The following is a 24686-nucleotide window of genomic DNA, read 5'->3' as shown; positions in this document are numbered from 1 at the left end:
GCGCCATTTCGCTGTCGCCTGGAAATATTCTTTCTCGGGCGCTGACTGGCTTTATCGACATCGCTTGTTGCTTTCCCCGCCGGGCAACAACGCAGCTACGTCGGAAAGGCTCCGCGGAGCCGGAGCTACGAAATGGGACTAACGGCCGGACGCCAGGGCCGATGCGCTCGCCCACTCCGACCTCAGTTCCCGGCCAAGATCATGGACCTCTATCCGCACCTCGCCGCGGGCTTGGGCCGCCAGCCGGTCGGCCTCGCGCCGGGCCTGCCGGCCCGAGGTGAAGAACAGGACCTCGCCGGTGTCCCACAGCTTCACGGCCCAGCCGCCTTCGAAGCGCGAAATCTCGAGCCGACTGCTCACGACAACTCTCCAGCCATGAATGAACCAAGAGAAAGGCCGACCCGAAGGCCGGCCTTGATGTGCGCTCAGCGCTCGACGTCGCCCTGACCGGTGCGCCCCGGCTGGATTGCGCCGGTGTCGACGCCGCCTGCCAGGCCGTCACCCTCGCCTTCGATGTCGAGCCCTTCCTGCCGCTCGCCCGGACGACGCTCGCGGTCGGCCTGCTGGTTCTGCTGGTCCGGCTGGGCCTGCTGCGGATCGTTCTGTTGCTGCTGCGGCTGGCGCGTCTCGCCCTGTTGGTTCTGCTGGCCCGCTTGCTGGCGCTGGGCGTCGTTGGGCTGCTGCTGCATGCGGTCGTTATTGGCGTTCTCGCCCATGGCCGTCTCCCTGAGTGCTTGATCGCCGGATGCCCCGGCCCATCCCCAATGCAGTCGACGCCAGGAGCGTTCCTGTGTCGTAAACCCGACCAAGACCTCCCCTTAAGCTACTGATTTAGCGCAAATAACTCGACCCCGCCGACCAAGCCATGAGATCATCTCTCAACTAGCGCGGCCATGGGAACCGGCGAGCGGCGCACCGACTTGAAGCCGCAAGCAACGCCAACCGGAGCGCCGACATGCCCACCACCAAGACCGCCTCGAAATCCGCCTCGAAGACCGCCAAGTCGCGCCGCACGCGCCGCACCGGCCGCCGCGATCCCCTGGCGATCCGCTTGCTCAAGGCCGACCACCGCGAGGTCGAGGCCATGTTCGACGAATACGAGCAGCTGGAAAGCGACCGCGAAAAGCAGGCCCTCTTCGACAAGATCGCGCTCGCGCTGAAAGTCCACACCCAGATCGAGGAAGAGGTGCTCTATCCCGAAAGCCGCGGCGAGGTGGAGGACGACCTGATCGACGAGGCCTATGTCGAGCACGACGGCGCCAAGAAGCTGATCGCCGAGATCGAGGCGATGAAGCCGGGCGAGGAGTTCTACGACGCCAAGGTCAAGGTGCTGGGCGAATACATCAAGCACCACGTCAAGGAAGAAGAGCAGCCGGGCGGCTTCTTCGCTCAGGCCAAGAAAGGCGACGAGGATCTCGAAGCGATGGGCGAGCGCATGGCCGCCCGCAAGGAAGAGCTGATGGCCGAACTCTCCAGGCAGGCTTCTCACTAGGGTCAGCTCGGCGCCTCAGGCCCTTCAGCAGCGACGGCCTTTTCGCGCAGACGAGGCCGTCGCGGGGCGGACCAGCAGCTCCAAACAGGTCAGCGGACGTGCTCGGGCTTGCCCTTGCGCTTGGTGTGGGCAAACTCTTCAAGCTGCTTTTCGCTCATCGACAGCATCGACTTGGACGCGCCCTTGAGCTTGCTCTTGGGCGTGTCTCCGCGCTTGGCCGACAGGGCGGCTCCGGCGGCTTTCTGCTGGGCGGCGGACTTGGCGGGCATGACGGTCTCCATCTGGCTGACCCTGCTTCAACGCCCGCCCATCCCGCCAAGGTTCTCGCGGCCGCAGGCCGGGCCCTTCCCGGCGGAACACCGCCCGCGATCGCCCCGTTGATGCGCACACCCAGGAGACGGACATGAGCAAGGACGACCGCCTGCGCATGCAGGACCCCCGCGAGCAGTACCCCAAGCCGCCCTTCCCGGCCCAGCCGCAGCCCGCCCCGGGGCTGGCCGCCAAGATGCACCCCAAACCCGACCACGGCGAGGACAGCTATCGGGGCGCAGGCAAGCTCGCCGGCCGCAAGGCGCTGATCACCGGCGCGGACTCAGGCATCGGCCGCGCCGCGGCGATCGCCTATGCCCGCGAAGGCGCCGACGTCGCCATCGGCTATCTGCCCAGCGAGGAGAGCGACGCGCGCGAAGTGGTCTCGCTGATCGAGGCCGAGGGCCGCAAGGCGCTCGCCCTGCCCGGCGACATCAAGGACGAGGCCTTCTGTCGCGAGCTCGTGGCCGCGGCGGTCGAGGGCCTGGGCGGGCTGGACATCCTGGTCAACAACGCCGGCAAGCAAGTGAGCCGGCCCGATATCGGCGCGATCGACAGCGAGCAGTTCGACCACACCCTGAAGACCAATCTCTACGCCATGTTCTGGATCACCCAGGCGGCCCGCCCCCACCTTCGGCCGGGTGCGGCGGTGATCAACACCGCCTCGGTGCAGGCCTACGAGCCGTCCGACAACCTGCTTGACTACGCCACCACCAAGGCCGGCATCGTCGCCTTCACCAAGGCGCTGGCCAAGCAGCTGATCAAGGATGGCGTGCGGGTCAACGCCGTGGCGCCGGGCCCGTTCTGGACCGTGCTGCAGCCGAGCGGCGGCCAGACTCAGGAGAAGGTCCAGCACTTCGGCGAGCACAGCCAGTTCGGCCGGCCCGGCCAGCCGGTCGAGATCGCGCCGGTCTATGTGCTGCTCGCCTCGCAGGAGGCCAGCTTCACGACCGGCGAGGTTTATGGCGTCACGGGCGGCGCCGGCATCGCCTGACGCCGGCGCGGCGGTCGCGGTCAGCCGCGATCGCCCCAGCGGCCGTGGGTGAAGAAGGCGATGGTCGCCACCCCCGCGGCCACGACCAGGGCGTCCTCGACGAGACCGCTTTGCGTCTGGCCGATCTTCGACATCGCGCGCTTGCGTCCGGCCAGGGTCAGGTAGGCCAGTGGGACGGCGGTGGCGATCGCCACGCCGGCGCCGGCCTTCTCGCGACCGCGCGGCGCCAAGGCCGCTCCGGCGATGCCGGCGCTGGCGATCCGGGCCAGCAGGCCCAGGAACACCGTCCGGTCCGGCGCGGTCTTCATCTTGTCGCCCAGCAATTCGCCCAGCCCCATGGCCAGGGCGCCGAACTTGAACAGCGGATGATCGAGCAGGACGAGCCTGCCGGGGGTGCCGCGCCCTGCAAGGCGGGCCGCGGCGATGGTGGCCATCGGCGTCATCGAGCGGGCGCTGGCGACGGCGCCGATGAGGGCGGACGGGATGAGGGCTGTGTTGGTCATGTCGGCTGAACACGCCAGGCCGCCCCAAGGTTCAGAACGCCTAGCCTCGCACGCCGTGACACCGTTTTCGTTCAAGCCGTGAGGCGCCTATGGTGGCTCTGTCGCCGGGACTTCAAGACGCAAGGAGAACGCGATGAAGATCGTCAGGACCGGATCGGCCGCCTGGAGCGGCGGCATCAAGGACGGCAAGGGCTCGATCTCGACCGAAAGCGGCGCCCTGCAGGCCTATCCGTACGGCTTTTCCAGCCGTTTCGAGGGCCAGCCCGGCTCCAATCCGGAGGAACTGATCGCCGCGGCGCATTCAGCTTGCTTCACCATGGCCCTGTCGTTGGTGCTGGGCGAGGCTGGTCTGAGAGCCGACCAGATGGACACCTCGGCCAAGGTCACGCTCGAGCAGGTCGAGGGCGGCTATGCGATCACCGCCTCGCACCTGACCCTCAAGGCCAGGATTCCCGGCGCCGACCAGGCCACCTTCGAGACGCTGGCGAACGCCGCCAAGACCAACTGCCCGGTCTCCAAGCTTCTGAAAGCCGAGATCACGCTCGACGCGGCTCTGGTGGAATAGCCTTCGCCTCACAGCGCGATGAGGGACTTTTCGTGAGCCGATACAGCTTTCTGGACCTCGCCGGCTCGGCGAGCGTGAGCGCCGCACAGGCCGAAATGGGCGTCGACCATCTGTGGACGCCCGGGCAGGTCGATCGGCGAATGGAGGCGTTCACGGCGGACGAAAAGGCCTTCATCGCCGAGCGCGACAGCTTCTACATGGCCAGCGTGTCGGAAACCGGCTGGCCCTACGTGCAATATCGCGGCGGACCGCCCGGCTTCCTGAAGGTGATCGACGAGACGACCCTGGCCTTCGCCGACTTTCGCGGCAATCGCCAGTACATCAGCGTCGGCAACCTCGACGCCAACAACCGCGTCGCCCTGATCCTGGTCGACTATCCCCGCCGGGCCCGTTTGAAGATCCTGGCCCATGCCGAACGCCTGGCGCTGGACGCCGACCCGGCCCTGCTGGCCCAGGTGTCCGATCCCTCTTATCGGGGCAGGCCCGAGCGGATCTTTCGGTTGCGGCTGGCGGCCTTCGACTGGAACTGCCCCCAGCATATCGTGCCGCGCTTTACCGAGGCCGAGATTTCCCGCGCGGTCCAGCCGCTTCGCGAAAGGCTGGACGCGCTGGAAGCAGAAAACCAAGCCCTGCGCGAGCGTCTCGAACAGGACGGACGTTAGGCTCCGCTCGATTCGAGCGGTTAAACTCACCCGCCAAGCGTCGCGTGTCGAACGCATCGCGCCACATCGCTCGAATACTCAAGGTTGGCGCGTACACACTTTGTAACGCCATTGATGGGATCCGGAACGCGCCTCCGGTGTATCGCCCACCTCGACATGAATGCTTCGTCTCCAACGCTGCGACGGCCCCTTCCCGGCTGCTCGGCACGGACGAGGCGCTCATGGATCGGAGCGAGCAGAGGCGGACGTGGCGACGAGCGAACGTATCGGGTTCAGGGAAGCGACAAGGTGGCTGTCGGAGATCGTCGGTCCCGACATCGCCTATGTGAAGCTCGGCATCCTCTACACCCTGGCCATCGGCCTGATGTCGCTGGCGACGCCGATCTCGGTGCAGTTGCTGATCAACAGCGTGGCCAACATCGCCCTGCCCGCGCCGCTGTGGACGCTGTCAGGGGTGCTGCTGTCGCTGCTGCTGATCGTGGCCGCCCTCAGCGCCCTGCGGGTCTACCTGATGGCCGCTTTCGAGCGCCGGGTGTTCTCGCGCGTCGTGGCCGAGATCACCATCCGGGCCGTGCACGCCCAGAACCCGTTCTTCGGCGACGCCAGCCGGGGCGACCTGTTCAATCGCTATTTCGACCTCACGGTCGTCCAGAAGGCGGTGCCGGGCCTGGTCATCGGGGCCTTCACCATCCTGCTCCAGGGGATGGTGGGGCTGACGGTGACGAGCTTCTACCACCCCTTCTTCCTGGCCTTTAACATCGTGCTGGTCGTCGCGGTCGTGCTGGTCTGGCTGATCTGGCGACGAGGTGCGATCACCGGCGCCGTGGCCCTCAGCCACGCCAAGCACAACACCGCGCGCTGGCTCGAAAGCGTCGGCGGCTCGAACGGCTTCTACAAGTCCAGCCGCCACCTGGCCTTCGCCATGGACCGGTCCGAGGCGATGACCGCCGCCTATGTGGGCGCGCACAAGCGCTACTTCCGCTCGAGCTTCGCCCAGACCCTGAGCTACCTGCTGATCTACGCCCTGGCCAGCGCCGCCCTGCTGATGCTCGGCGGCAACCTGATCCTACGCGGCGAGCTGTCGATCGGCCAGCTGGTGGCGGCCGAACTGATCCTCTCGGGCGTGTTCTACGGCGTCTCTCAGCTGGGCTACTACCTCGACACCTTCTACGACCTGGTGGCCAGCGCCGAGGAGCTGTCGCTGCTGTTCTCCATCCCGCAGGAGAAGCCTCCGGCCCGCGGCGCGGGCGCGCCGAGCGACGGCGCCCTGCGGCTGATGGACGTCAAGCTTGAGGACGCTCGCTTCGATTTCGCCCTGACCGCGGGCGAACAGCTGGTGGTCGCCGCCGACCCCGGCGCCGAGCGCAAGCTGGCCCTGGTGCTGAAGCGCCACGTCCACCCCGAGCGTGGCCTCGTCTCGATCGGGGGCGCCGACCTCGACGCCCTCGACATGTACCTGCTGCGCTCGCAGGTGCTGGTGCTCAACCGGCCGACCATCGCAGAAGTCACCATCCGGGAATATCTGGCGATGGCCGCCAGCGACGTCACGGCGACGCGGATGCTCGACGCCCTGGCCGTGGTCGGCCTGCAGGAGCGCGTGGCTCAGCTGCCCAAGGGGCTGGACACGCCGCTGGCCGCCAACGGCCACCCCCTCAGCCTGGGATCCATGATGGCGCTGCGGCTCGCCAACGCCCTGCTGGTCGAGCCCAAGCTTCTGGTGCTGGGACAGCTGTATGACCTGCTGCCCTCGCGCACCCTGGCGGCCGCGCTGGACGCGCTCAAGGCGCGCGGCGCCACCACACTGCTGTTCACCGGGCGTCCCGAGGACATGGTTCTCGACGGCTGGCTGCACCTTGGCATGACCGAACAGCGCCGCTTCGCCTCGCTCGCCGAGCTCCAGGAACATCTCTCCCACCGTAGGGAAGCCCATGCCCTACCGTCCTGAACACCTTTCGCATTTCAAGACGCTGGCGCAGCAGCGGCCGCCTCGCGTGGTCGCGGCCCTGGGCTGGATGGTCGCGGCCGGCATCCTCGTCTCGCTGGCCATCCTGTTCTTCGTGCCCTGGATGCAGACCGCCCAGGGCAGAGGCCAGGTGGCGGCGCCCGATCCCGGAGACCGCGCGCAGGACGTCTCGGCGCTGGTCGGGGGCCGGGTCGAGCGCTGGTACGTGCAGGACGGCCAGCATGTCGAAGCCGGCGATCCGATCGCCCGTATCGCCGACCTCGATCCGAACCTTCTCACGCGCCTCGCCGCAGAGCGCGCGCAGGTGCAGGCCGAGATCGCCGCGGTGCGCCAGGCCCAGGCGGTGGCCAGCATCGACGTCGGCCGCTCGCGGCAGCTGCTGGCCGAGGGCCTGGTCGCCCGCCGCGACTTCGAGCAGGCCCAGATCAAGGTGGCCGAGGCCGCCGCCAAGCTGGCGGAATCGCGCGCCAAGCTGAACCGCATCGACGTTCAGCTGAACCGGCAGTCGGCCCAGATGGTCAGCGCGCCCCGCAGCGGACGCATCCAGACCATCAACGCCGCCGCCGGCGGCGGCCTGGTGTCGGCCGGCACGGTGCTGGCCGTGGTGGCGCCCGAACGCACCGAACGGGTGGTCGAACTGTTCATCGACGGCCGCGATGTGCCCCTCGTGCGGCCCGGGCGCGCGGTGCGCCTGGAGTTCGAGGGCTGGCCGGCGATCCAGTTCAGCGGCTGGCCCGCGGTGGCCCAGGGCCTGTTCGACGGGCAGGTGCGCTCGATCGACCCGACCGCAGCGCCTTCCGGCCTGTTCCGCGTGCTCGTCGAGCCGGCGCCCGGCAAGGCGCCCTGGCCTGACCAGCGTTTCGCAAGGCTGGGCGGCAAGGTCCGCGGCTGGGTGCAGGGCGAGACGGTGTCGGTCGGCTACGAACTCTGGCGCCAGCTCAACGACTTTCCGCTCGATTTCGGCCAGGCGGCCAGCGCTCCCGCCGCCCCGGCCAAAGGCGGCGACAAGGATACGGCCAAGGCCAAGTGATGCTCCGGCTTTCCCTAACCCTGCTTCTGCTCGGCTCGCTGTCCGGCGAGGCGCTGGCCCAAGCCGTGGCGGCGCCAGTCCCGGCCGAGCGGTCGCTCGCTCCCCTGACCCTGGCCGAGCTGCTGGCGGCCTCGGCGCGCTCCTCGCCACAGATCGTCGAGCAGCTGGCGCGCGAGCGCCAAGCCAGAAGCCGCGCCCTGACCGCGGAAGGCGCCTTCGACACGGTGTTCTCCGTCGAAAGCCGCTCGCGCGCGCTCGGCTACTATGACGGCGCCCAGGTGGAAGCGCGCGCCACGCGGCCGTTCGGCGACAACGGCGGCTACGTCTACGGCGCCTATCGCGTCTCGCGCGGCGACTTCCCCGTGTACGAGGACCAGGCGCACACCAACGAGTTGGGCGAGGCCAAGATCGGCGTGCTCTACGCCCTGCTGCGCGACCGGCTGGTCGACGAGCGCCGCACGCGTCGCACGCTGGCCGCCTCGGACATCGACATCGCCCGTTTCGAGCGCCAGGCCGTGGCGATCGGCGTGCAGACGCGCGCAATCATCGCCTATCAGAACTGGGTCGCGGCCGGCCGCCGGCTGAAGGCCTATCGCGATCTCCTGGCCCTGGCCGACAGCCGGCGCGAGGGCATCGAGCGCCAGGTTCGGTTGGGCGCCAAACCCGACATCCTGCTCACCGAGAACGAGCAGAACCTGGTGCGCCGCCGCGCCCTGGTGGTGCGCGCCGAAGGCGACATGCAGGCGGCCGCCAACACCCTGTCGCTCTATTACCGCGACGCCAGCGGCCAACCGGTCGTTGTGGACGAGGGCCGGCTGCCAACCGACACCGGCGCGCTCGCCGGTCCCCGGACGGCGGCCACCGGCGCGGATCCAGCCGCCGCGCGGCCGGACCTCCAAGGCCTGCTGAGGCGCGTGGACCAGTCGCAGGCCCGCCTCGCCCAGGCCGAGAACGACCTGAAGCCCCGGTTCGATCTGAGGATGGAAGTCGGCAAGGACATAGGACCCGAAGGCCTGGGCGGCCCCAGCCGCACGCCCACCGAGGCGGTCGTCGGGTTCCGCTTCTCGGTCCCGCTTCAGAACCGCGCGGCCCGGGGCAAGATCGACGAAACCCGCGCCGAGATCGACGCCCTTCAGGCCCGGGGGCGCTTCCTGCGCGACCAGATCGCCGTCGAGGTCGAGGGGACCGGCATCGCTCTCTACGCCGCCGAGCGCCTGGCCAGGGCCGCCGAGCAGGAGCGCGACCTGGCCGACCGCCTGGCGAGCGCCGAGCGACGCCGGTTCGAACTGGGCTCCAGCGACTTCTTCCTGGTCAACCAACGCGAGGAAACCGCGACCGACGCGGCCGTCCGGCTGATCGAGGCTCAAGCCCGCATCGCCCTGGCCCGCGCCGAACTCGCCGCGGCGACCGTGGACCATGCCGCCCTGGGCCTGGACTGAGGCCGTTTCCAGACTCGAGACGCTTCCCTCCCCCTTCGACGGCCGCAGGAAGAGGCTCCAGCGCGACGCCTGAATTTCGCTCATCCGAAAATTGTTGGTGAGGAAAATGCAGCCTGCGTCGTCAGCCACAGGAGGCCCCCTTCGCGTTTGCGCGGGCGTGGCCAGTCCAGGGCGCCGGCGCCCAGGGGAGAACGTGGAAAGCAAGCCAGGCACGCGATAAGCGCCCTGAAAATATTCAGGCGCCCACGCCAACGCCTAGTAAAAAGGCGCCATACTTTCCGCTATTTGAAATAACTTTGTAATATTCAATCTAAATCACAGCCGATTTTGAATTAAATAATTGAATTAAACTACTATTTTCAATTCCGAGATTCCAAGCTGATCGCCAATTCATAAAATCTCCACTTGCCACCACGGCCCAGCTCGGCCAGGCATTGTTTAAGAGGTTGCTTCTCGCTCAAATTGTGTTTGTGGAGCTGCGTAAGCGTGTCGATCGAAGGCCCTTTCCACCCCGGCTCCGCCCGCACGCGACCGCCTCACGCCATCCAGCTCGCACACGAGGGCTGAGCCCCATGCTCGAGCCCACCGCCACCCGCGACCAGCCCGGCCAGGCGCACGTCGATCACACGCAGCACTCACCACTGATCCGCCCCGAAGCGCTGGCCGCGCTGCAAGACGCCTATGGCGCGCCCGTGAGGCTGCACCGGCTCACCATCTGGACTCTGACGGGCTTTCTGAGCCTGACCTTCATCGTCGTCGGCGCCTTTCTGGCCACCAACACCTACACCCGCAAAGAGACCGTGAGCGGGGTCCTGGAACCGAGGGCGGGCGCCATTCGCGTCACGACCCCGAGATCGGCGGTGATCAGTCGCCTGCATGTCGCCGAGGGTGACAAGGTCGCCGCGGGGGCGCCCATCGCCACCCTGACGCTCGACCCGCTGATCGAGGGCGGCGAACGCCTGGGGGCCATTCTGTCGGACGCCTCGATGGCGCAGGCCCGATCCCTTCAGGACAGGGCGAAGGCATCCGGCGTCGCAATCGAGCGGCAACTGGAGGAGATCAGCGCCAAGCGCGCCGGCCTCACGGCGCAGCGGGCTCGCCTGCAACGCAACATCGATCTCCAGAAGCGTCGCGTCGCCCTCAATCAGGCGTCCTTCGAGGCGGCCCGACCGCTGCGCGACAAGGGCTTCGTGTCCGAACTCCAGTTGCGCCAGAAGGAAGAAGCCTGGCTCGACGCCGATCAGGACCAAATCCTGCTGGAGCAGGAGCTGGACGCCGCCGACACCTCGCTGAAGGCTCTGGACGCCCAACAACGCCGCATCGAGGCCGAGGCCCAGCTCGCCCAGGCCGAGTTCCGCGGCGCCGACGCCCAACTGCGCGAAAAGCAGGCGGGATACGCCGCCGAGCGGGAAATCGTCGTCACCGCTCCTCAGGCCGGCCGGATCGCAGCCCTCCAGGCTAGGCTGGGCGCCGCCGCCTCCCCGTCCCAGCCGCTGGCGATCATGCTTCCCGACGGCGCGAACCTGCAGGCCGAACTGTGGGCGCCGTCCAAGGCCGTCGGCTTCATCAAGCCCGGCGACCGGGTTCGCCTGATGTACGAAGCCTTTCCCTACCAGCGCTTCGGCGTCGGCCACGGCCACGTCCTCAAGCGCGCCGACGCACCGACCAATCCCGCCGACCTGCCGGTGCCGATCGAGACCAAGGAGGGCCTCTATCGCATCACCGTGGCGCTCGACCGGCAGACGGTCAGCGCCTACGGCCAGAGCTGGCGCCTGGCGCCCGGCGGACGCGTCAGCGCCGACCTGATCCTGGAATCGCGCTCGTTCCTGGAATGGCTGCTCGAGCCGCTCCTGGCCGCCCGGCGGAGGAACGAGGCATGAGCCGCGCCGCCGTCCGCAACCGCCAGACCGAGGCCGCCGAATGCGGACTGGCCTGCCTGGGCATGGCCGCCTCCATGGCCGGCTCCGAGATCGACCTGACCTGGCTCAGGCAGCGATACTCGGTGTCGACCCGCGGCATGACCGCGCGCGGCCTGATCGACATCGCCAACGACATCGGCCTGTCGGCGCGCGCGATCCGCTGCGAGCTGGAAGAGCTTTCCGACCTCAAGAGCCCCTCCATTCTCCACTGGGGGCTCAACCATTTCGTGGTCCTCGAACGCGTCACGCGCTCGGGCGTCAGGATCTTCGATCCGGCGCGCGGACACCGCACCGTCTCCACGACCGAAGCGGCCCGCGCCTTCACGGGCGTGGCGCTGGAACTGGCCCCCGCCCCCAACTTCCAGAAGCGCGCCAAGCGCTCGTCGCTGCGCCTGTTCAGCCTGATGCGCTGGACCGGCGACATCCGCGCCGGCATGGCCCAGGTGCTGATCCTGTCGATCCTGCTTCAGGTCTATGTGCTGGCCAGCCCGTTCTACATGCAGATCGCCATCGACGAGGCGGCCGCCAAGGGCGACATCGAGCTGCTGTCGGGGCTGGCGATCGGCTTCGCCGTCTTCGCCGTGTTCAACGCCGGCGCCGAGGCGCTGCGAGCGGTGGCGCTGCAGAGCGTCTCCTCCCTGCTGGCCTGGGACATGAGCCAGCGGCTCTTCCACCACATGATCCGCCTGCCCCTGCCCTGGTTCCAGCGGCGCAAGCTGGCCGACGTGCAGAGCCGCTTCCAGGCGCTCGATCCGGTCAAGGCGCTGATTTCCGGCGGCCTCGTCGGCGCGGTGATCGACGGGGGGCTGGCGCTCACCACGCTGGTGCTGATGACCCTCTACGCCCCGATGCTGGCGGCGGTGACGGGCGGCGGGCTGCTGGTCTACGTCGTCGTGCGTCTGTGCGGCCTTCCGCTCAGCCGGCGGCTCGGGGCCGAGGCGCTTCTGGCGTCGGTCGCCGAACAGGGCAAGCGCCTGGAGACCCTGCGCGCCATGCAGACCATCAAGCTGATGGGCGGCGAGAGCAAGCGCGAGGCCGACTGGGCCAACAAGTTGGCCGACTCCGTCCGCGCGAGCCAGAACAGCGCCCTGACGAGCTCGCTGTTCGCCACCGCCCAGAGAGCCTTCGAGGCCCTGGGCGGCATACTGATCATCTATCTGGGCGTGCGCGCGGTAACAGCGGGCGAGACCACCGTCGGGACGCTCTACGCCTTCATCGCCTATCGCAGCCAGTTCATGGCGCGGGCGACGAGCCTCTTCGACCAGATGATCAACTGGCGCCTGCTCGACGTGCACACCGAGCGCCTGGCCGACATTGCGCTGCGAGCGCGGGAGCCGGGACTGGATCGCGCGCCAGACGGCCTGCCGCCGGTGCGCGGCCGACTGGACATCGACGGGCTGATGTACCGCTACGGTCCGCGGGATCCCTGGGTGCTCAAGGGGCTGAACGCCCAGATCAGGCCCGGCGAGATGGTGGCGATCGTCGGCCTGTCGGGCGCGGGCAAGTCGACGCTGCTGAAAGTCCTTTGCGGCCTCTACCCGCCGACCGTCGGCGATGTCCGCCTGGACGGCCTGCCGCTGTCCTCATGGGGCGCCAAGGCGGTGCGCCAGGCCTTCGGCGTGGTGATGCAGGACGACGACCTGCTGCCAGGATCGATCGCCGAGAACGTCGCCTTCTTCGACGAGCACATCGACATGGAGCGGGTCTGGCGGTGCCTGGGCCTGGCGGCGATCGAGGAGGAGGTCCGAGCCATGCCCATGCGCGCCGAGACCCTGGTCGGCGACATGGGGTCCTCCCTGTCCGGCGGCCAGAAGCAGCGCGTGCTGCTGGCCCGCGCGCTCTACAAGGAGCCGCAGGTGCTGATCCTCGACGAGGCGACCTCGCACCTTGACCTCAAGCGCGAGCGATCGATCAACGCCGAGCTCAAGGCCCTGAGCATGACCCGGATCATCGTCGCCCACCGCCCCGAAACCATCGCGGCCGCCGACCGCATCCTGCGCCTGTCGACCGACCTGCAGGAGATCAAGCGCAACACCCAGAAGCCTCAGCACGAAACAGCATAGATAGAAAAACCACCAACACTCACAACTACTAGGTATAGATTCAATCTTGCACCATTCGGTGCGAGACAATTTCGCTTACATGAAACGCGGACTTGTGAATCAATTGAATATTTACCGAAAACACTACTTCTAGCTACTCTCGAATCTGCGCAGTTAGAGCGAGCGGAATCGTCCGCACAACTTCCAGATGGAATAGATGATGCGCGAATTGCTCGACGAAGAACTCTTGCTGATCGCCGGCGGCACGGGCAGCGACGACGAAAGCGAAGAAGAGGACAACGAGGTCGAAGAGGTCGTGGTCACCCCGCCGTCGGACGACGGCGACGATGACGACGGCGACATCGACTACGAAGATCCCGACGACAGCTACGACGACGGCGTGGGCCCCGAGGACGAATCCGAAGAGCCTGAGGACCTCGGCTCCCTGCGGATCACCGTCACCGTCGGCGGCCAGGAACTGTCCGGGAACCTCGACCTGAACAAGGCCGCCCAAGGCTTGCAGGAAGCCCAGATGTTCACGGCGCAATCCGCCCCCGGCGAGGCTTCGGACGCCGGCGAGAAGCTGAGCGAGGCTCTTGACGGCAACGAGCTGTCCGAGGTCGGCCAGCAGATCGCCGACACCGACGAGATCGGCGACGACCAGTCCTCGCTCGGCGGGATCGATCTCGATGGCGACGGAAACAACGACATCGAACTGACGATCAACGACGACGCCGACTACTATGCCTACCTCGATACCGATCTCGACGGCGACTACGACCGCCGCGTGAACCTCGGCCGGTCGGACGGCTGATGAGTTCGTCGCGACATTTCGCGACGAAGGGGGCGATCGCCATCATGGCGATCGCCTTTTCGGTCGCGCCCGGCTGGGCCGCCCAGGCGGACGACAAGTCGGCCGGTCCGATCTCGCTGCTCTCGATCTCGCCCGAGGGCCGCTATCTCGCCGTTGCACGCGACAATCACCCGGGCGGCAAAGGGGCCAGCCGCGCCGAACTGTCGATGATCGACCTGGCCTGTCCGGCGCATTCGTCCGTCCCGGCCTGCCGCCCATATCAGTTCAAGTCCGCAAGCCGGCTGAGCAGCATCACCTGGACTCTGGACGAGCGAGCCGCGCTGCTGGGCGCCGGGCCCTGGCGCCGCCTGACCAGGACCGACGAGGGCTGGACCCTCGACCAGGTCAGCGCGGGCCAGTCCGTGTCGCTGCCCGAGGTGATCACCCCCGAGTTCAACCAGCGCCTCTCCCCCAAGGCCATCCAGCAGGCCTTGGTCGAAGCCGAGGCCGATTTCGGCGCTCCCCTGACCGACGGCAATGTGCAGCTGTCGACCGACGGCGTGGCCGCCGCCTGGCGGATCCTCTCCCCCGACCGTGAGCTTCGCCTTCCAAACGGGCCGGTCTGGACCATTCCCGCCACCGTCTATGAGAAGGCGCCCGCCCAGAAGCCGCTATACGACCAGCGCCTGGACACCGTCACCGGCGCCGTCGAGATCTCTTCAGGCGTTCTCGGCCCGCGCGGCCAGATCGTCCGTATCGGCCGCAAGGGCGTGGAGACCAGCGACTGGCCCGAAGGGCTGACCGGTCCGATGAAGGTCGCCTACCCTGCCGGCGGCACGGGAGCGGCGATCGGCTACACGGCCGACGGCGTCTTTCGCCTGCGAGGCCCTGAGGCGCCCGCCGAACGGCTGGCTCGCTTCGTCGCCGACCAGCGGCAGGCAAGGCCGAACCTGGAACTGCGCCATGTTTCCCTGACCCGGTCGATGGACATGGCCGCCGTCGGCTTCACCTCGGTGGACGGCGGCGACGCGATCTTCCTGGTCTCATTGATCACCGGCGAGGCCCGCCCGGCCGCCACGCCGGGAGGCGAACCGACGCCACGCCACGAGACCGTCTCCCGGCCGGTGCTGCTGGGCTCGGGCGAGCGCGCCCTGCGGGCCCGGCTCTATTCGCGGGCCGCGAGCGGCCGTCCCGCGCGCGCCCTGGTCGTCACCCTCCACGGCGGTCCCGTCGAGAACATGACGGGCAACACCCATGCCTGGACGCGCTACTTCCTTGACCAGGGCCTGGACGTACTCGACGTCGATTATCGCGGCTCGCCCGGATATGGACAGCCCTTCTTCCACGCGCTGAAGGCGCCGATGGCGGAATCCCTGCGCGAGGACCTCGTCACGGCCCTGGCCCGGGCGCGCGGGGACGGCGGTTACTCGGCCGTCGGCGCGTACGGCGTCAGCGCCGGCGGCCTGGCCGGCGCGGCGGCCGCGCAGCTGGGCGCCCCCGGCCTCGACTTCGTCGTTCTCGACAGCGGCCTCATCGACCTTACCCCCGCCCAGCGATCGTACGACTGCGATCGCGGCCAGAACCCCGCGCGAAGCCACACGATTCACCTGTTCGGCCATGGCCCGAAGACCGAGGGCGGCTGCAGCACGGGCAGTTCGGGGCTTCCCCCCGTCACCACCGCCTCGGCCATCCCGGTCATCAGCTTCGCGGGCGGCAAGGACGCCCAGGCCTATCCGGGCGTCACGCGGCGGTGGGTGGACGCCATGCGCGCGCATGGCGGCTGCGTCACCCAGGTGACATCCCGGGACGACGGCCACACCGTCGGCGCGTGGTCGCCCGCTCGAGAGGCTGAGGCCAAACGGCTGCTGTCGGCCTGGATCGACGACGCGCTGGCCCGGAAACCTTCGATCTGCACGACGGACGCGGCCCTGAACTAGGCTATTCGGGCACGTAGACCATCTTGCCGTCCGGCAGGCGGTAGGTGACCCCGGCCTTGGTCCCCTTGCCCTCGCCGATCGCGCCGCTGGATTCGTAGCGGGTCAGCTCCCGGCCGTCCTTGACCACCATGCTCATGTCGGCCGCGCCGGGGTTGCGCACCACCACTACCTTCTCGCCGTTGAAGGGGTTCAGGGGGTTGCGGACGATCAGGATCATCAGGATGGCGATCACCACCACGAACAGGTCGATCAGATTGACGACCGACAGGATCGGGTCGTCGGCCTCGTCGTCTTCCAGAAAGCGCATCAGGCCGCGCCCCGCTCGATAGCCCGCAGGTCCTCCAGCAGCCAGCGGCGGCGGACGGTGAGCACGAAGTGGGCGATGCTGGCGGCGATCAGGGCGAGCACCACGCCCGAGAAGGCCACCACCAGGTTCTTGCCGATCGAGGCGCCGTCGCCCTCGCCCAGAGCCAGCAGCGCCGGCCCCATCGGGATCATGGTGGCCACCAGTCCGATCAGAGGAGCGCTGCGGGCCGTGACCCGCAGCCACTCCAGGCGCTTCATGATCCAGAGCTCCAGGTCGTCGGTCGCCGCGCCCGTGCGGGCATGGTGCGCGGCCAGGGCCGAGCGGTGGCGGCCGGCGCGCCGCTGGGCCGCCTCGACCAGGAAGCCGCCCAGGGCGACGAAGGCGTAGGCCAGCGCCAGCACGATCAGCACGAGGGCCGGGATCAGGAACAGACGGGCGAGGTCGAAGAGACCGGCCTCAAGAGTTTGCATGACGGGTCTCCAGTCGAGGGTCTTGGATGAATTGACGGCCGGCGCCGAGCACCAGGCAGGCGAGCAGAGCCAGCAGGCCAAGCAGGGCTGACGCGGGACGGGGCTGCGCCTTGGCAGGTGGTGCGACCTTCTCGAGGACGCGCCCGCGGACCGTCGGCTCGGCCTTGGCTTGCACTGGCTCGGCGGGCGAGGCCCCAGCCGCTGAGGACGATGGAGCGGCAGCGACTGGCGCACGGCCGCTGCGGCCGAAGCCCGGCAGGGCGGCCTCCAGCACGGCGGCGGTCTCGGCGGCGCCGGTCTGTGCGCCCGTGCCCTTCAGCTCGCGCCAGCGCTGGGCCATTTCGCGCAGGGTCTTGGCGTCGGGGCGCCAGTAGCCCTTGCGCACGGCCTCGGCCATGCGTTCGATCACCTGGGCCTGGGCGGTGGGATTGTCGGCCTCGAACCAGGCGTTCACGCCCAACCGGCGCTGGTCCATGACGAAGGTGTCGTGGATCGCCTGCCACTGGTCGGCGCGGACCATCGAGCGGTCCATGGCCTGCCAGCCGAAGAGGTTGTTGGCCATGTCCAGCACCTGCAGCGTGCCGGCATAGCCCTCGCCCTTCATGGACTGGATCCATTGCGGATTGAGGTAGCGGCCGCGCAGTTCGTCGGCCAGCACGGCGGCGGCGGGCCGCACCCTGGGTTGGGCCGAGCGCGCGTCGGTGATGAAGAGCTCGGGGCTGGCCCCGTCCAGCCGGCGCACGGCCGCCGACAGTCCGCCCAGATATTCGAACGGGTGATCGGTCGAGAGGACGCCGTGCAGGTTGGACGAGCGCGACAGCACCGCCGCCTGCACGCCGTGCAGCTGGGCGGCGAAGAGATTGCGCCCGGCCGGCTTCTCGCCCCAGGCCCCGCCGCCATAGGCATATTGCAGGCGCTCCATGAAGCCGTCGGCCAGCTCGCCGTCATCCTTCCAGGTGGTCGAGGCCATGGCCGCGCCCGGTACGCCCGTCCCGTAGTCGCCAGGCGGGTTGCCGAACAGGCGAACGGCCGCCAGACGCCCGGCGCGCGCGGGCTCGACGCCCTCGGCGACCAGCTCGGCCTCGATCCGGGCGCTGTTGTCGGCGACGGCGTTGCCCGGTTCACGCAAAGCCGACAGCGCCTGGATCCCCTCGTCCCAATGGCGCATGAAGCCGTCGAACTGGTCGCGATAGACGCCGGTGACCTGCAGCACGGCGTCGACGCGCGGCCGTCCCAGTTCCTTGGCCGGAATGATCTCCAGGCCGGTGACCCGGCCGCCCGCGTCCCAGCTCGGCCGCAGGCCCATGGCGTAGAGCGCCTGGCCCTCCACGACGCCAAGACTGCGGATCGCCTCGCCCGACCACAGGGAAAAGGCCAGCTTGGTCGGCGGCCGACCATGCCGGTCGCGATAGGCCGCATAGAGCTGGTCGAAGGCGTCCATGCCTGCGGCGTAGGCCGCGCGGCTTGGCAGCTTGTCAGGCTCGAAGGCGTAGAGGTTTCGACCGCTGGGAACCTCCGGATCACGCACGGGATCCCCGCCGGGGCCGGCCTTCACGAAGCCGCCGTCCAGGCCCTCGAGCAGCGCCTCGATCTCGCCGGTCCCCGCCAGGTTGCGATCGAGCGCGACGGCCCGCTCCAGCATGGCCGCAAGCTCGGGATCGGCGACATCGGCCAGCGGACCTGAAGACGCCAGGCGCCGGGCCACCAGCACGTAGGCGGGGCTCGCCTTCAGCTGGGCGAAGTCCTCGGCGAACACCTCCTTGGGGTCCAGGCCCAGGCGCCGGTAGTAGGGCTCGCCCAGTTGCTGCATCACCGTGGCGGCGCGCAGCTCGACCGGCGCGGCCTCGCCGAAGGTGTGCAGGCCCAGAGGCGTCGCGGTGGCCGCCAGGGCGTGCAGGTGGTCGTGCAGCGCCGCCAGGAACTCGGGAAACGCCCGCTCCATCCGCGCCTGGTCCCAGCCCATGTCGGCGGCCAGACCCGCGGACGTCGCCAGCGCGCGGATCCGCTCGGCGGTCTTCACCTGGACAGGGCCGGCGTCGAGCTGGGCGTATTCGTGCAGCAGGCCGTGCAGGTCGCGCAGTTCGTCATAGAGTCCGGCCGGCGCGAACGGCGGCGTCTGGTGGCTGATGGTGACGGCCCGGCCGCGGCGCTTGGCCTGGATAGCTTCGGAGACGTTGTCCTGGATGTAGGGATAGAAGACCGGCAGGTCGCCCAGCGCCAGGAACGGGAAGTCGTCGACCGAAAGGCCGCGGTCCTTGCCTGGCGTCCACTCCTGGGTTCCGTGCGTGCCCAGGTGGATCAGGGCGTCGCTCGCCAGGGCCTGCCGGGTCATCAGGTAGGTCGCCAGATAGAGGTGGCCCGGCGGGACCTTGGTGTCGTGATAGGCCTCGCCGACGCGGTCGGCGCGGGGCGGCTGGGGCAGCACCACCAACTTGCCCAGCTGGAGGCGCGGAACGACGAATACCTGACGGCCGTCCACCCGGCGCACGGCCCAATGCTTCTCCGGCGGACCCCAGCGGCGTGTCACGGCCTCGCGGACCGCGGCCGGTTGCCCGGCCAGCCAGGCCCGGTAGGCGTCGAGCGGAAAGGCCTGAGCCAGTCCCCGGGCCAAGAGGTCGTCCAGCGTATCGGGACGATAGTAGCCGCCGAGCATGGCCTGGGCGTCGGCGATCAGCGCCTTCTCGCCGGTGGGCGGCACGTCGTAGCCGGCCTCGGCCAGGCGCTGCGTCAGCAGGGCCAGGCTGCGCGGCACGTTGAGGTTCGAGGCGCCGATGTTCTTCTCGCCGCCGGGGTGGTTCCAGAACATCAGGGCCAGGCGCTTGTCGCTTTCCGGCTTGCGGCGCAGCGCCGCCAGGCGGGCGGCCTTGGCGGTCAGGGCCTCGACCTGGGCCGCTATAGCCGTCGGATCACCGTCCTCGACCGCGCCGATGACCATCGGGTCGCTGACGCCCCAGCCTTCGGGCGTGGCCAGCAGAGTCGCGGTCGTCTGGGGCGCGATGCCCGATGATGACGCCCGCCAGGCGGCGATGTCGCCTTCGCGGAACACGAACCCGGCCATCACCGGGATGTTCAGCGCCTCGAACTCGGCCTTCCGGGCCGGTCCGTTCTGCAGGTGCTGCAGGTTGACCAGCACGTCGAGCCCGGCGGCCCGCGCGACCCTGGAAACGCCCTGCGGATCGGCCGCTTCGAACCAGAACACCACCGGCGCGAGACCCTTGGCCTCGGCCGAGCGAACGATGGCGTCGAGCAGCGCGGTCTCGCCGGCGGCCAGCGCTCCGGCGTAGCTGATGATCCCGAGCCGCGGCGCGTCCTTGGCCCACCGTCCCTGCCCCCAGGCCAGATAGGCCTCGGCGCTTTCGAACGGGGCGGCGGCGTCCGGGTGATAGACGCCGGCCTTCGGCAGGACCTGGGCCGGCGGCAGCGCCGACAAGTCCTCGCCCGCGCGCCAGGCCAGATAGGCCCGGTAGAAGAGATCCAGATTGGCCTTGCCGCCGGCGCCATAATAGGCCGCCAGCCGCCGCGCGACCTCGGGCGGCAAGCCGCCTCCCCACGCGGGCGGACCGCCGCCGACACGCAGCCAGGGCGTCGTCGTCGCCGAAAGCGCCTCGCCCGCCGCGCCCATGACGGCGGCCGCGTCATTGCCCCGCGGCGTGTCGAGCACCAGCAGGTCGACACCGGCCGCCCAGTCCTTGGCCGGCCGGGGATCCTTGCCGACCCACAGGCCTTCCACCGACATCCCGTGGGGCTGGGCCCAGGCGTCGAGCCGGGCGAGCTTGCCCGGCAGGACGAAATCGGTGGTGACAACGCGTATCGACCCGGCCCGGGCGGCCGTCGCCGTCACGACAAGCGCGACGACGGCCAGGGCCAGGAACTGGAGCAGCCGGGCCATCAGAAGCTCAGGTTTAGGCCGAGGTGATAGAGCCGGCCCGGCTCGGCATAGGTGTAGGCGCTCGACTTCTCGGCCAGGCGCTGGTCGGTGATGTTCTCGACCCCGACCCGCAAGGCCACATGGTCGGTCAGCCGCTTGCGGGCTTCGAAGAACCACAGGGCGTAGGTCGGCAGCACGCCGGTGCTGACGACCTGGCGACCGACGTACTCGGCGCGCAACTGGGCGAAGAGGTCGTCGCGCGGCGACCATTCCAGACGGGCGTTGAGGCTGTCGCGCGGCTTTTCCAGCAGCTCGGCGCCGGTCGCCCGGTTCTCGGTCTCCAGATGGGTGTAGTTGGCCAGCAGCTTCAGATCGGCGGTCAGGTCGACGGCGGCGCCGGCCTCGAAGCCCTGGATGCGCGCGCGGGCGACGTTGCCATAGAGGCGGATCTCGCGCCCCCGCACGCCGCAAAAGGCCGTGCATTGAGTCTCGACGAGGTTCTTCAGGTCGTTCTGGAACACCGCCGCCCGCAGGCTCCAGCGGCCGGCGTCGTAGTCGAGGCTCGCCTCGTAGGTCGTGCCGATCTCGGGCTCGAGATCGGGATTGCCGTAGACGGTGAAGCGTCCGCCCGCGGCGACCACGTCGTATTCGGGCGACAGCTGCGTCAGGCTCGGCGCCTTGAAGCCCCGCCCGACGCCGCCCTTCAGCGTCAGGCGATCGGTGGCGTGGAAGACGGTGTAGAGCCTGGGGCTCGTCTGCCAGTCATAGGCCTCGTGATGGTCGAAGCGTGCGCCGCCGACCACCGACCAGCGGTCCGTGATCTCCCACTCGTCCTGCAGGAAGACGCCGTACTGATCGGCGCTGGCCCGGCCCGCGGCGTTGACCTCCGGATTGCGCAGGCTCTGGCGGCGCAGGTCGCCGCCGAAGCTGAAGCGATGCTTCCCCGCGACCGGGATGCTGACCAGGCCGTCGGCCACCTGCTCGACGATGCGCACCGGCGCGCTCGGCGTCTGCCGCGCCGAGCGGATGTTCACCCGGCTCAGCTCGCTGCGATAGGCCCGCAGGCTGGTGTCGCCCCAGGACCAGTCGCCCTTGTGCGACAGCGCGATCTGCTCGCGGTCGATGTCGTCGGAGAAGCGGTAATAGGTGATGGGCGCGGCCGAGGTGACCGTGTCGCGGTAGCGGAAATCCTTGCCGGCTGTGTAGGTCAGGTCGATGCGCTGGGCTGCGTCCGGCGTCCAGCTGAGGGTCGCCGACCCGTTCAGCGCCCGGCGACCTTCCAGCTCGGCCTGCCGCGGATCGGCGGCCATGTAGGTCGGGTCGCGGCCGGTGGCGTCGGCGTAGAGGCTGAGACCGAGCTTGCCCTCGACAAGCGGACCGCCGACGTAGCCGCCCAGCTGATAGGCCCTGCCCGCCCCGCTCTGCGGCAGCGAGCCGTTGATCGTGGCCGATCCGCGCCAGGCGTCCGTGGCGCTGCGGGTGATGACGTTGACCACCCCGCCCAGGGCGTCGGCGCCGTACAGCGACGACATCGGCCCGCGCACGACCTCGATGCGCTCGATCGCCTCCACCGGCGTCCAGGCCAGATCGTAGTCGGCGTGAGCCACGAGGCCGCCGGTGGCGCTGACCCGCCGGCCGTCAACCAGGACCAGGGTGTGCTCGACGGGCATGCCGCGCAGGCTGATCCCGCGGCGGGTCATGCCGATGCCGCCGACATTGACCCCCGGCTCGCCGCGCAGGGCGTCGGAAAGATCCTGGATCGGGCGCCGCTCCAGCACCTCGCGGGTGACCACCGAGATGGTGGCAGGCGCATCCTGCAAGCTCTGTTCGCCGGCTGTGGGCGTGACGACGACCTGGGAGACGGCCGTCGCCTCCTCGGCCAGGGCGTGGGTAGCACCCAGCGCCAGGCCCGACACCGAGCCGAGCAGCCACAGCGCGGCGCGAGCCGACGAACGAAGATTGGAAATCATGAAACGCGCCCCCGAGGCCGATCGAACAAGGTCGCGCTTGTAACGTTATAACATCACATTGAGTCAATACCCCTTTCCCGAGGATCCCTCGCGCAGACCGGTCGCCTTCTACGAAGGCGGCGACGCCTTGGCCTCGCCGACCGCGAGTGCTCCGCCCTCGGTCATGGTCAAAGAAAAGCCGATGATCGGCGTCCCGATGGCCGTCCTGATGGCCGCCGAGGCGAATCGATGCACCAGCTTGACCATGACATTCCGCGGGGCTTTGACCTCCCCGCCGCCGACGATGCCGAACGCCGCGGCCAGAAATGATCGTCGAGCGCCCAGGCCTGCGGGCCGGCGCGGAAAATCATGTCGTATTTGTCGGAACCTTTGGCGCTATAGCGCATATTAGCCGCCAGTCATTTTCGGGGACATCCATGCACGAACACGCTGGGCGCCGCGCGCGCGCCGAGGACCTGACCGACGTGGACGCCCTGGTCCGCGCCTACGCCGATCGGCAGCCGGACATGAGCGACGTCGGCCAGCGGGTCGCCTTCGGCACCTCGGGACACCGTGGTTCCAGCGCCGACGGCGCCTTCAACGAAGGCCATGTGCTGGCGATCACCCAGGCCATCGTCGAGCACCGCGCCGCCCAGGGCATCACCGGCCCGGTCTTCGTAGGCCGCGACACCCACGCTCTCTCCGAGCCGGCCTGGCGCTCGGTTCTGGAAGTGCTGGCCGGCAACGGCGTCGAGGCCCTGGTCGACGCGGCGGACGGCTTCACGCCGACCCCGGCCGTGTCCCACGCCATCCTGACCCACAACCGCGCCCATGCCGGCCAGGCCGACGGCATCCTGCTGACTCCGTCGCACAACCCGCCGCGCGACGGCGGCATCAAGTACAATCCGCCCTCCGGCGGCCCCGCCGGCGGCGAGATCACCTCGGCGGTCGCCGCCCGGGCTAACGAATTGCTCGAAGGCGGGCTGCGCGAGGTCCGCCGCGTTCCGTTCGAGCGCGCCAGGGCCGCGGCCAAGGCGCACGACTTCCTCGGCCTCTACATCGACGACCTGCCCGCCATCCTCGACCTGGACGCCATCCGCTCGGCCGGCGTGAGGATCGGCGCCGACCCCCTGGGCGGCGCGAGCGTCGCCTACTGGGGCGAGATCGCCGACCGCCACCGGCTGGACCTGACCGTGGTCAACGACAAGGTCGATCCGCAGTGGGCCTTCATGCCGCTCGACAGCGACGGCAAGATCCGCATGGACTGCTCGTCGCCCTGCGCCATGGCCAACCTGATCGAGATGATGAAGGGCCAGACCCCCTTCGATGTCGCCGTCGGCAATGACGCCGACGCCGACCGCCACGGCATCGTCACGCCAGACGGCGGCCTGATGAACCCCAACCATTACCTGGCGGTCGCCATCGCCTACCTCTTCGCCCACCGTCCGCAGTGGGGCCAGAACGTCGCCGTCGGCAAGACCCTGGTGTCCTCCTCGATGATCGACCGGGTCGTGGCGGGGCTGGGCCGCCGCCTGCTGGAGACCCCCGTCGGGTTCAAGCACTTCGTTCCGGGCCTGCTGGACGGGTCGGTCGGATTCGGCGGCGAGGAGTCGGCCGGCGCGGCGTTCCTGCGCAAGGACGGCTCGGTCTGGACGACCGACAAGGACGGCATCCTGCTGTCGCTGCTGGCCGCGGAGATCCAGGCCGTCACGGGCAAGAGCGCCAGCCAGCTCTATGCCGGCCTGGCCGAGCAGTACGGCGCGCCGGCCTACGCCCGTATCGACGCCCCGGCCGATCGCCGGGAAAAGGCCCGACTGGCCGCGCTCAGCCCGTCGGACGTGTCGGCGCAGGTCCTGGCCGACGAGACGATCACCAGCGTCCTGACCGCCGCCCCAGGCAACGGCGAGGCGATCGGGGGTCTGAAGGTCACGACCGGCAACGCCTGGTTCGCCGCGCGTCCGTCCGGCACCGAGGACGTCTACAAGATCTATGCGGAATCGTTCCTGGGCCCCGACCACCTGAAGGCCGTGCAGACCCAGGCCCGCGACCTGGTCGGCAAGGTTCTCCAGTCCGCCTAACCCGTCGGCTGAACCATTCGAAGCGACTTGGAACAGGCCGCGCCCCGTCAGGGTCGCGGCCTTTTTCATCTGTGGCGGCCGCCTCGGCGCCGGATCTCCCCCGCGACAGGCATGCGGCGGAATGTCGCAGAGGTGCGCCGCGCTTGATGCAACTTACAGTCAAAAAGCAGACTGCCGAACACAGCCCAGATCGCCGCACACCCAGAAAAACCCAGGAACAGCTGACTTATTTCCAGGTGAAGATCGCGACACAGGAGTCACGTTTACTATGAACTATGTAACTGCATGAAAATGACTTGCCGTCACGCTTTTCAATAACAATGTAATGCATCCAAACTGCTACAAAAATTAACCTCTCGTTAATAT

21 protein-coding genes are annotated in these 24686 nt (G+C 68.9%); 12 read left to right on the top strand and 9 right to left on the bottom strand.

Annotation, left to right across the window (positions count from 1 at the left end):
* Positions 1-138 precede the first annotated feature (138 nt).
* Positions 139-360, bottom strand: a complete 222-nt coding sequence (locus P7A99_RS09560) for a hypothetical protein (RefSeq protein ID WP_277793654.1) — start codon at positions 358-360, stop codon at positions 139-141.
* A gap of 65 nt (positions 361-425) precedes the next feature.
* Entirely contained in the window at positions 426-716 is a 291-nt protein-coding gene (locus tag P7A99_RS09555) for a hypothetical protein (RefSeq protein WP_277793653.1), read from the bottom strand.
* 239 nt (positions 717-955) lie between these two features.
* On the opposite strand from P7A99_RS09555, the gene P7A99_RS09550 reads away from it, so the two are divergent.
* The gene (locus P7A99_RS09550) at positions 956-1492 is read left to right on the top strand and encodes a hemerythrin domain-containing protein (protein WP_277793652.1); all 537 of its coding nucleotides are present in this window, start codon (positions 956-958) and stop codon (positions 1490-1492) included.
* Positions 1493-1581: 89 nt separating this feature from the next.
* Here the strand turns inward: P7A99_RS09550 and P7A99_RS09545 are convergent, their stop codons facing one another.
* The gene (locus tag P7A99_RS09545; RefSeq protein WP_277793651.1) at positions 1582-1761 is read right to left on the bottom strand and encodes a DUF3008 family protein; all 180 of its coding nucleotides are present in this window, start codon (positions 1759-1761) and stop codon (positions 1582-1584) included.
* A 134-nt stretch (positions 1762-1895) separates the two neighbouring features.
* On the opposite strand from P7A99_RS09545, the gene P7A99_RS09540 reads away from it, so the two are divergent.
* Positions 1896-2795, top strand: coding sequence for an SDR family oxidoreductase (locus tag P7A99_RS09540; RefSeq protein WP_277793650.1), 900 nt, complete (start codon positions 1896-1898; stop codon positions 2793-2795).
* A gap of 20 nt (positions 2796-2815) precedes the next feature.
* On the opposite strand, the gene P7A99_RS09535 is transcribed toward P7A99_RS09540, so the two are convergent.
* Positions 2816-3298 (bottom strand): hypothetical protein, encoded by a 483-nt coding sequence (locus tag P7A99_RS09535; RefSeq protein ID WP_277793649.1) that lies wholly within the window; start codon positions 3296-3298, stop codon positions 2816-2818.
* Between the two features lie 133 nt (positions 3299-3431).
* Between P7A99_RS09535 and P7A99_RS09530 the strand changes: the two genes are divergently transcribed.
* The 9 genes from P7A99_RS09530 (at position 3432) to P7A99_RS09490 (ending at position 15648) form a co-directional block, all read left to right on the top strand.
* On the top strand, positions 3432-3863 hold the full coding sequence (locus P7A99_RS09530) for an OsmC family protein (protein WP_277793648.1): 432 nt from the start codon (positions 3432-3434) through the stop codon (positions 3861-3863).
* Between the two features lie 32 nt (positions 3864-3895).
* Entirely contained in the window at positions 3896-4525 is a 630-nt protein-coding gene (locus tag P7A99_RS09525) for a pyridoxamine 5'-phosphate oxidase family protein (RefSeq protein ID WP_277793647.1), read from the top strand.
* Between the two features lie 247 nt (positions 4526-4772).
* Positions 4773-6470, top strand: coding sequence for an ABC transporter transmembrane domain-containing protein (locus P7A99_RS09520; protein WP_277793646.1), 1698 nt, complete (start codon positions 4773-4775; stop codon positions 6468-6470).
* Positions 6454-7518 carry an efflux RND transporter periplasmic adaptor subunit gene (locus P7A99_RS09515; protein WP_277793645.1) on the top strand — a complete coding sequence of 355 codons (1065 nt, stop codon included), beginning with the start codon at positions 6454-6456 and terminating at the stop codon, positions 7516-7518. The genes P7A99_RS09520 and P7A99_RS09515 overlap by 17 nt, the downstream gene beginning before the upstream one ends.
* Complete coding sequence (locus P7A99_RS09510; RefSeq protein WP_277793644.1) at positions 7518-8957, top strand: TolC family protein; 1440 nt, start codon at positions 7518-7520, stop codon at positions 8955-8957. Before P7A99_RS09515 ends, P7A99_RS09510 begins: the two co-directional genes overlap by 1 nt.
* Positions 8958-9529: 572 nt before the next feature.
* Positions 9530-10837, top strand: coding sequence for an HlyD family secretion protein (locus P7A99_RS09505; RefSeq protein WP_277793643.1), 1308 nt, complete (start codon positions 9530-9532; stop codon positions 10835-10837).
* Entirely contained in the window at positions 10834-12939 is a 2106-nt protein-coding gene (locus P7A99_RS09500) for a peptidase domain-containing ABC transporter (protein ID WP_277793642.1), read from the top strand. Before P7A99_RS09505 ends, P7A99_RS09500 begins: the two co-directional genes overlap by 4 nt.
* 196 nt (positions 12940-13135) lie before the next feature.
* Positions 13136-13732, top strand: coding sequence for a hypothetical protein (locus P7A99_RS09495; RefSeq protein ID WP_277793641.1), 597 nt, complete (start codon positions 13136-13138; stop codon positions 13730-13732).
* Between the two features lie 44 nt (positions 13733-13776).
* On the top strand, positions 13777-15648 hold the full coding sequence (locus P7A99_RS09490) for an alpha/beta hydrolase family protein (RefSeq protein ID WP_277793640.1): 1872 nt from the start codon (positions 13777-13779) through the stop codon (positions 15646-15648).
* 1 nt (position 15649) lies between these two features.
* Here the strand turns inward: P7A99_RS09490 and P7A99_RS09485 are convergent, their stop codons facing one another.
* The 5 genes from P7A99_RS09485 to P7A99_RS09465 all read right to left on the bottom strand — a co-directional run bounded on the left by P7A99_RS09485 (position 15650) and on the right by P7A99_RS09465 (position 22509).
* Positions 15650-15955 (bottom strand): DUF2149 domain-containing protein, encoded by a 306-nt coding sequence (locus P7A99_RS09485; protein ID WP_277793639.1) that lies wholly within the window; start codon positions 15953-15955, stop codon positions 15650-15652.
* Complete coding sequence (locus P7A99_RS09480) at positions 15955-16425, bottom strand: MotA/TolQ/ExbB proton channel family protein (protein WP_277793638.1); 471 nt, start codon at positions 16423-16425, stop codon at positions 15955-15957. Before P7A99_RS09480 ends, P7A99_RS09485 begins: the two co-directional genes overlap by 1 nt.
* Positions 16412-20314 carry a cobaltochelatase subunit CobN gene (cobN, locus tag P7A99_RS09475; protein ID WP_277793637.1) on the bottom strand — a complete coding sequence of 1301 codons (3903 nt, stop codon included), beginning with the start codon at positions 20312-20314 and terminating at the stop codon, positions 16412-16414. Before cobN ends, P7A99_RS09480 begins: the two co-directional genes overlap by 14 nt.
* Positions 20314-22263, bottom strand: a complete 1950-nt coding sequence (locus P7A99_RS09470) for a TonB-dependent receptor domain-containing protein (RefSeq protein WP_277793636.1) — start codon at positions 22261-22263, stop codon at positions 20314-20316. The genes cobN and P7A99_RS09470 overlap by 1 nt, the downstream gene beginning before the upstream one ends.
* 108 nt (positions 22264-22371) lie before the next feature.
* Positions 22372-22509, bottom strand: a complete 138-nt coding sequence (locus P7A99_RS09465) for a hypothetical protein (RefSeq protein WP_277793635.1) — start codon at positions 22507-22509, stop codon at positions 22372-22374.
* A 170-nt stretch (positions 22510-22679) separates the two neighbouring features.
* Here P7A99_RS09465 and pgm point away from each other — a divergent pair, with 170 nt between their 5' ends.
* Positions 22680-24320, top strand: a complete 1641-nt coding sequence (pgm, locus tag P7A99_RS09460; RefSeq protein WP_277793634.1) for a phosphoglucomutase (alpha-D-glucose-1,6-bisphosphate-dependent) — start codon at positions 22680-22682, stop codon at positions 24318-24320.
* The last annotated feature ends 366 nt before the right edge of the window (positions 24321-24686 follow it).

The sequence above is a fragment of the Caulobacter endophyticus genome, assembly GCF_029543245.1.
Taxonomy (GTDB): Bacteria; Pseudomonadota; Alphaproteobacteria; order Caulobacterales; family Caulobacteraceae; genus Caulobacter; species Caulobacter endophyticus_A.
This window is presented reverse-complemented; position numbering and strand designations above follow the sequence as displayed.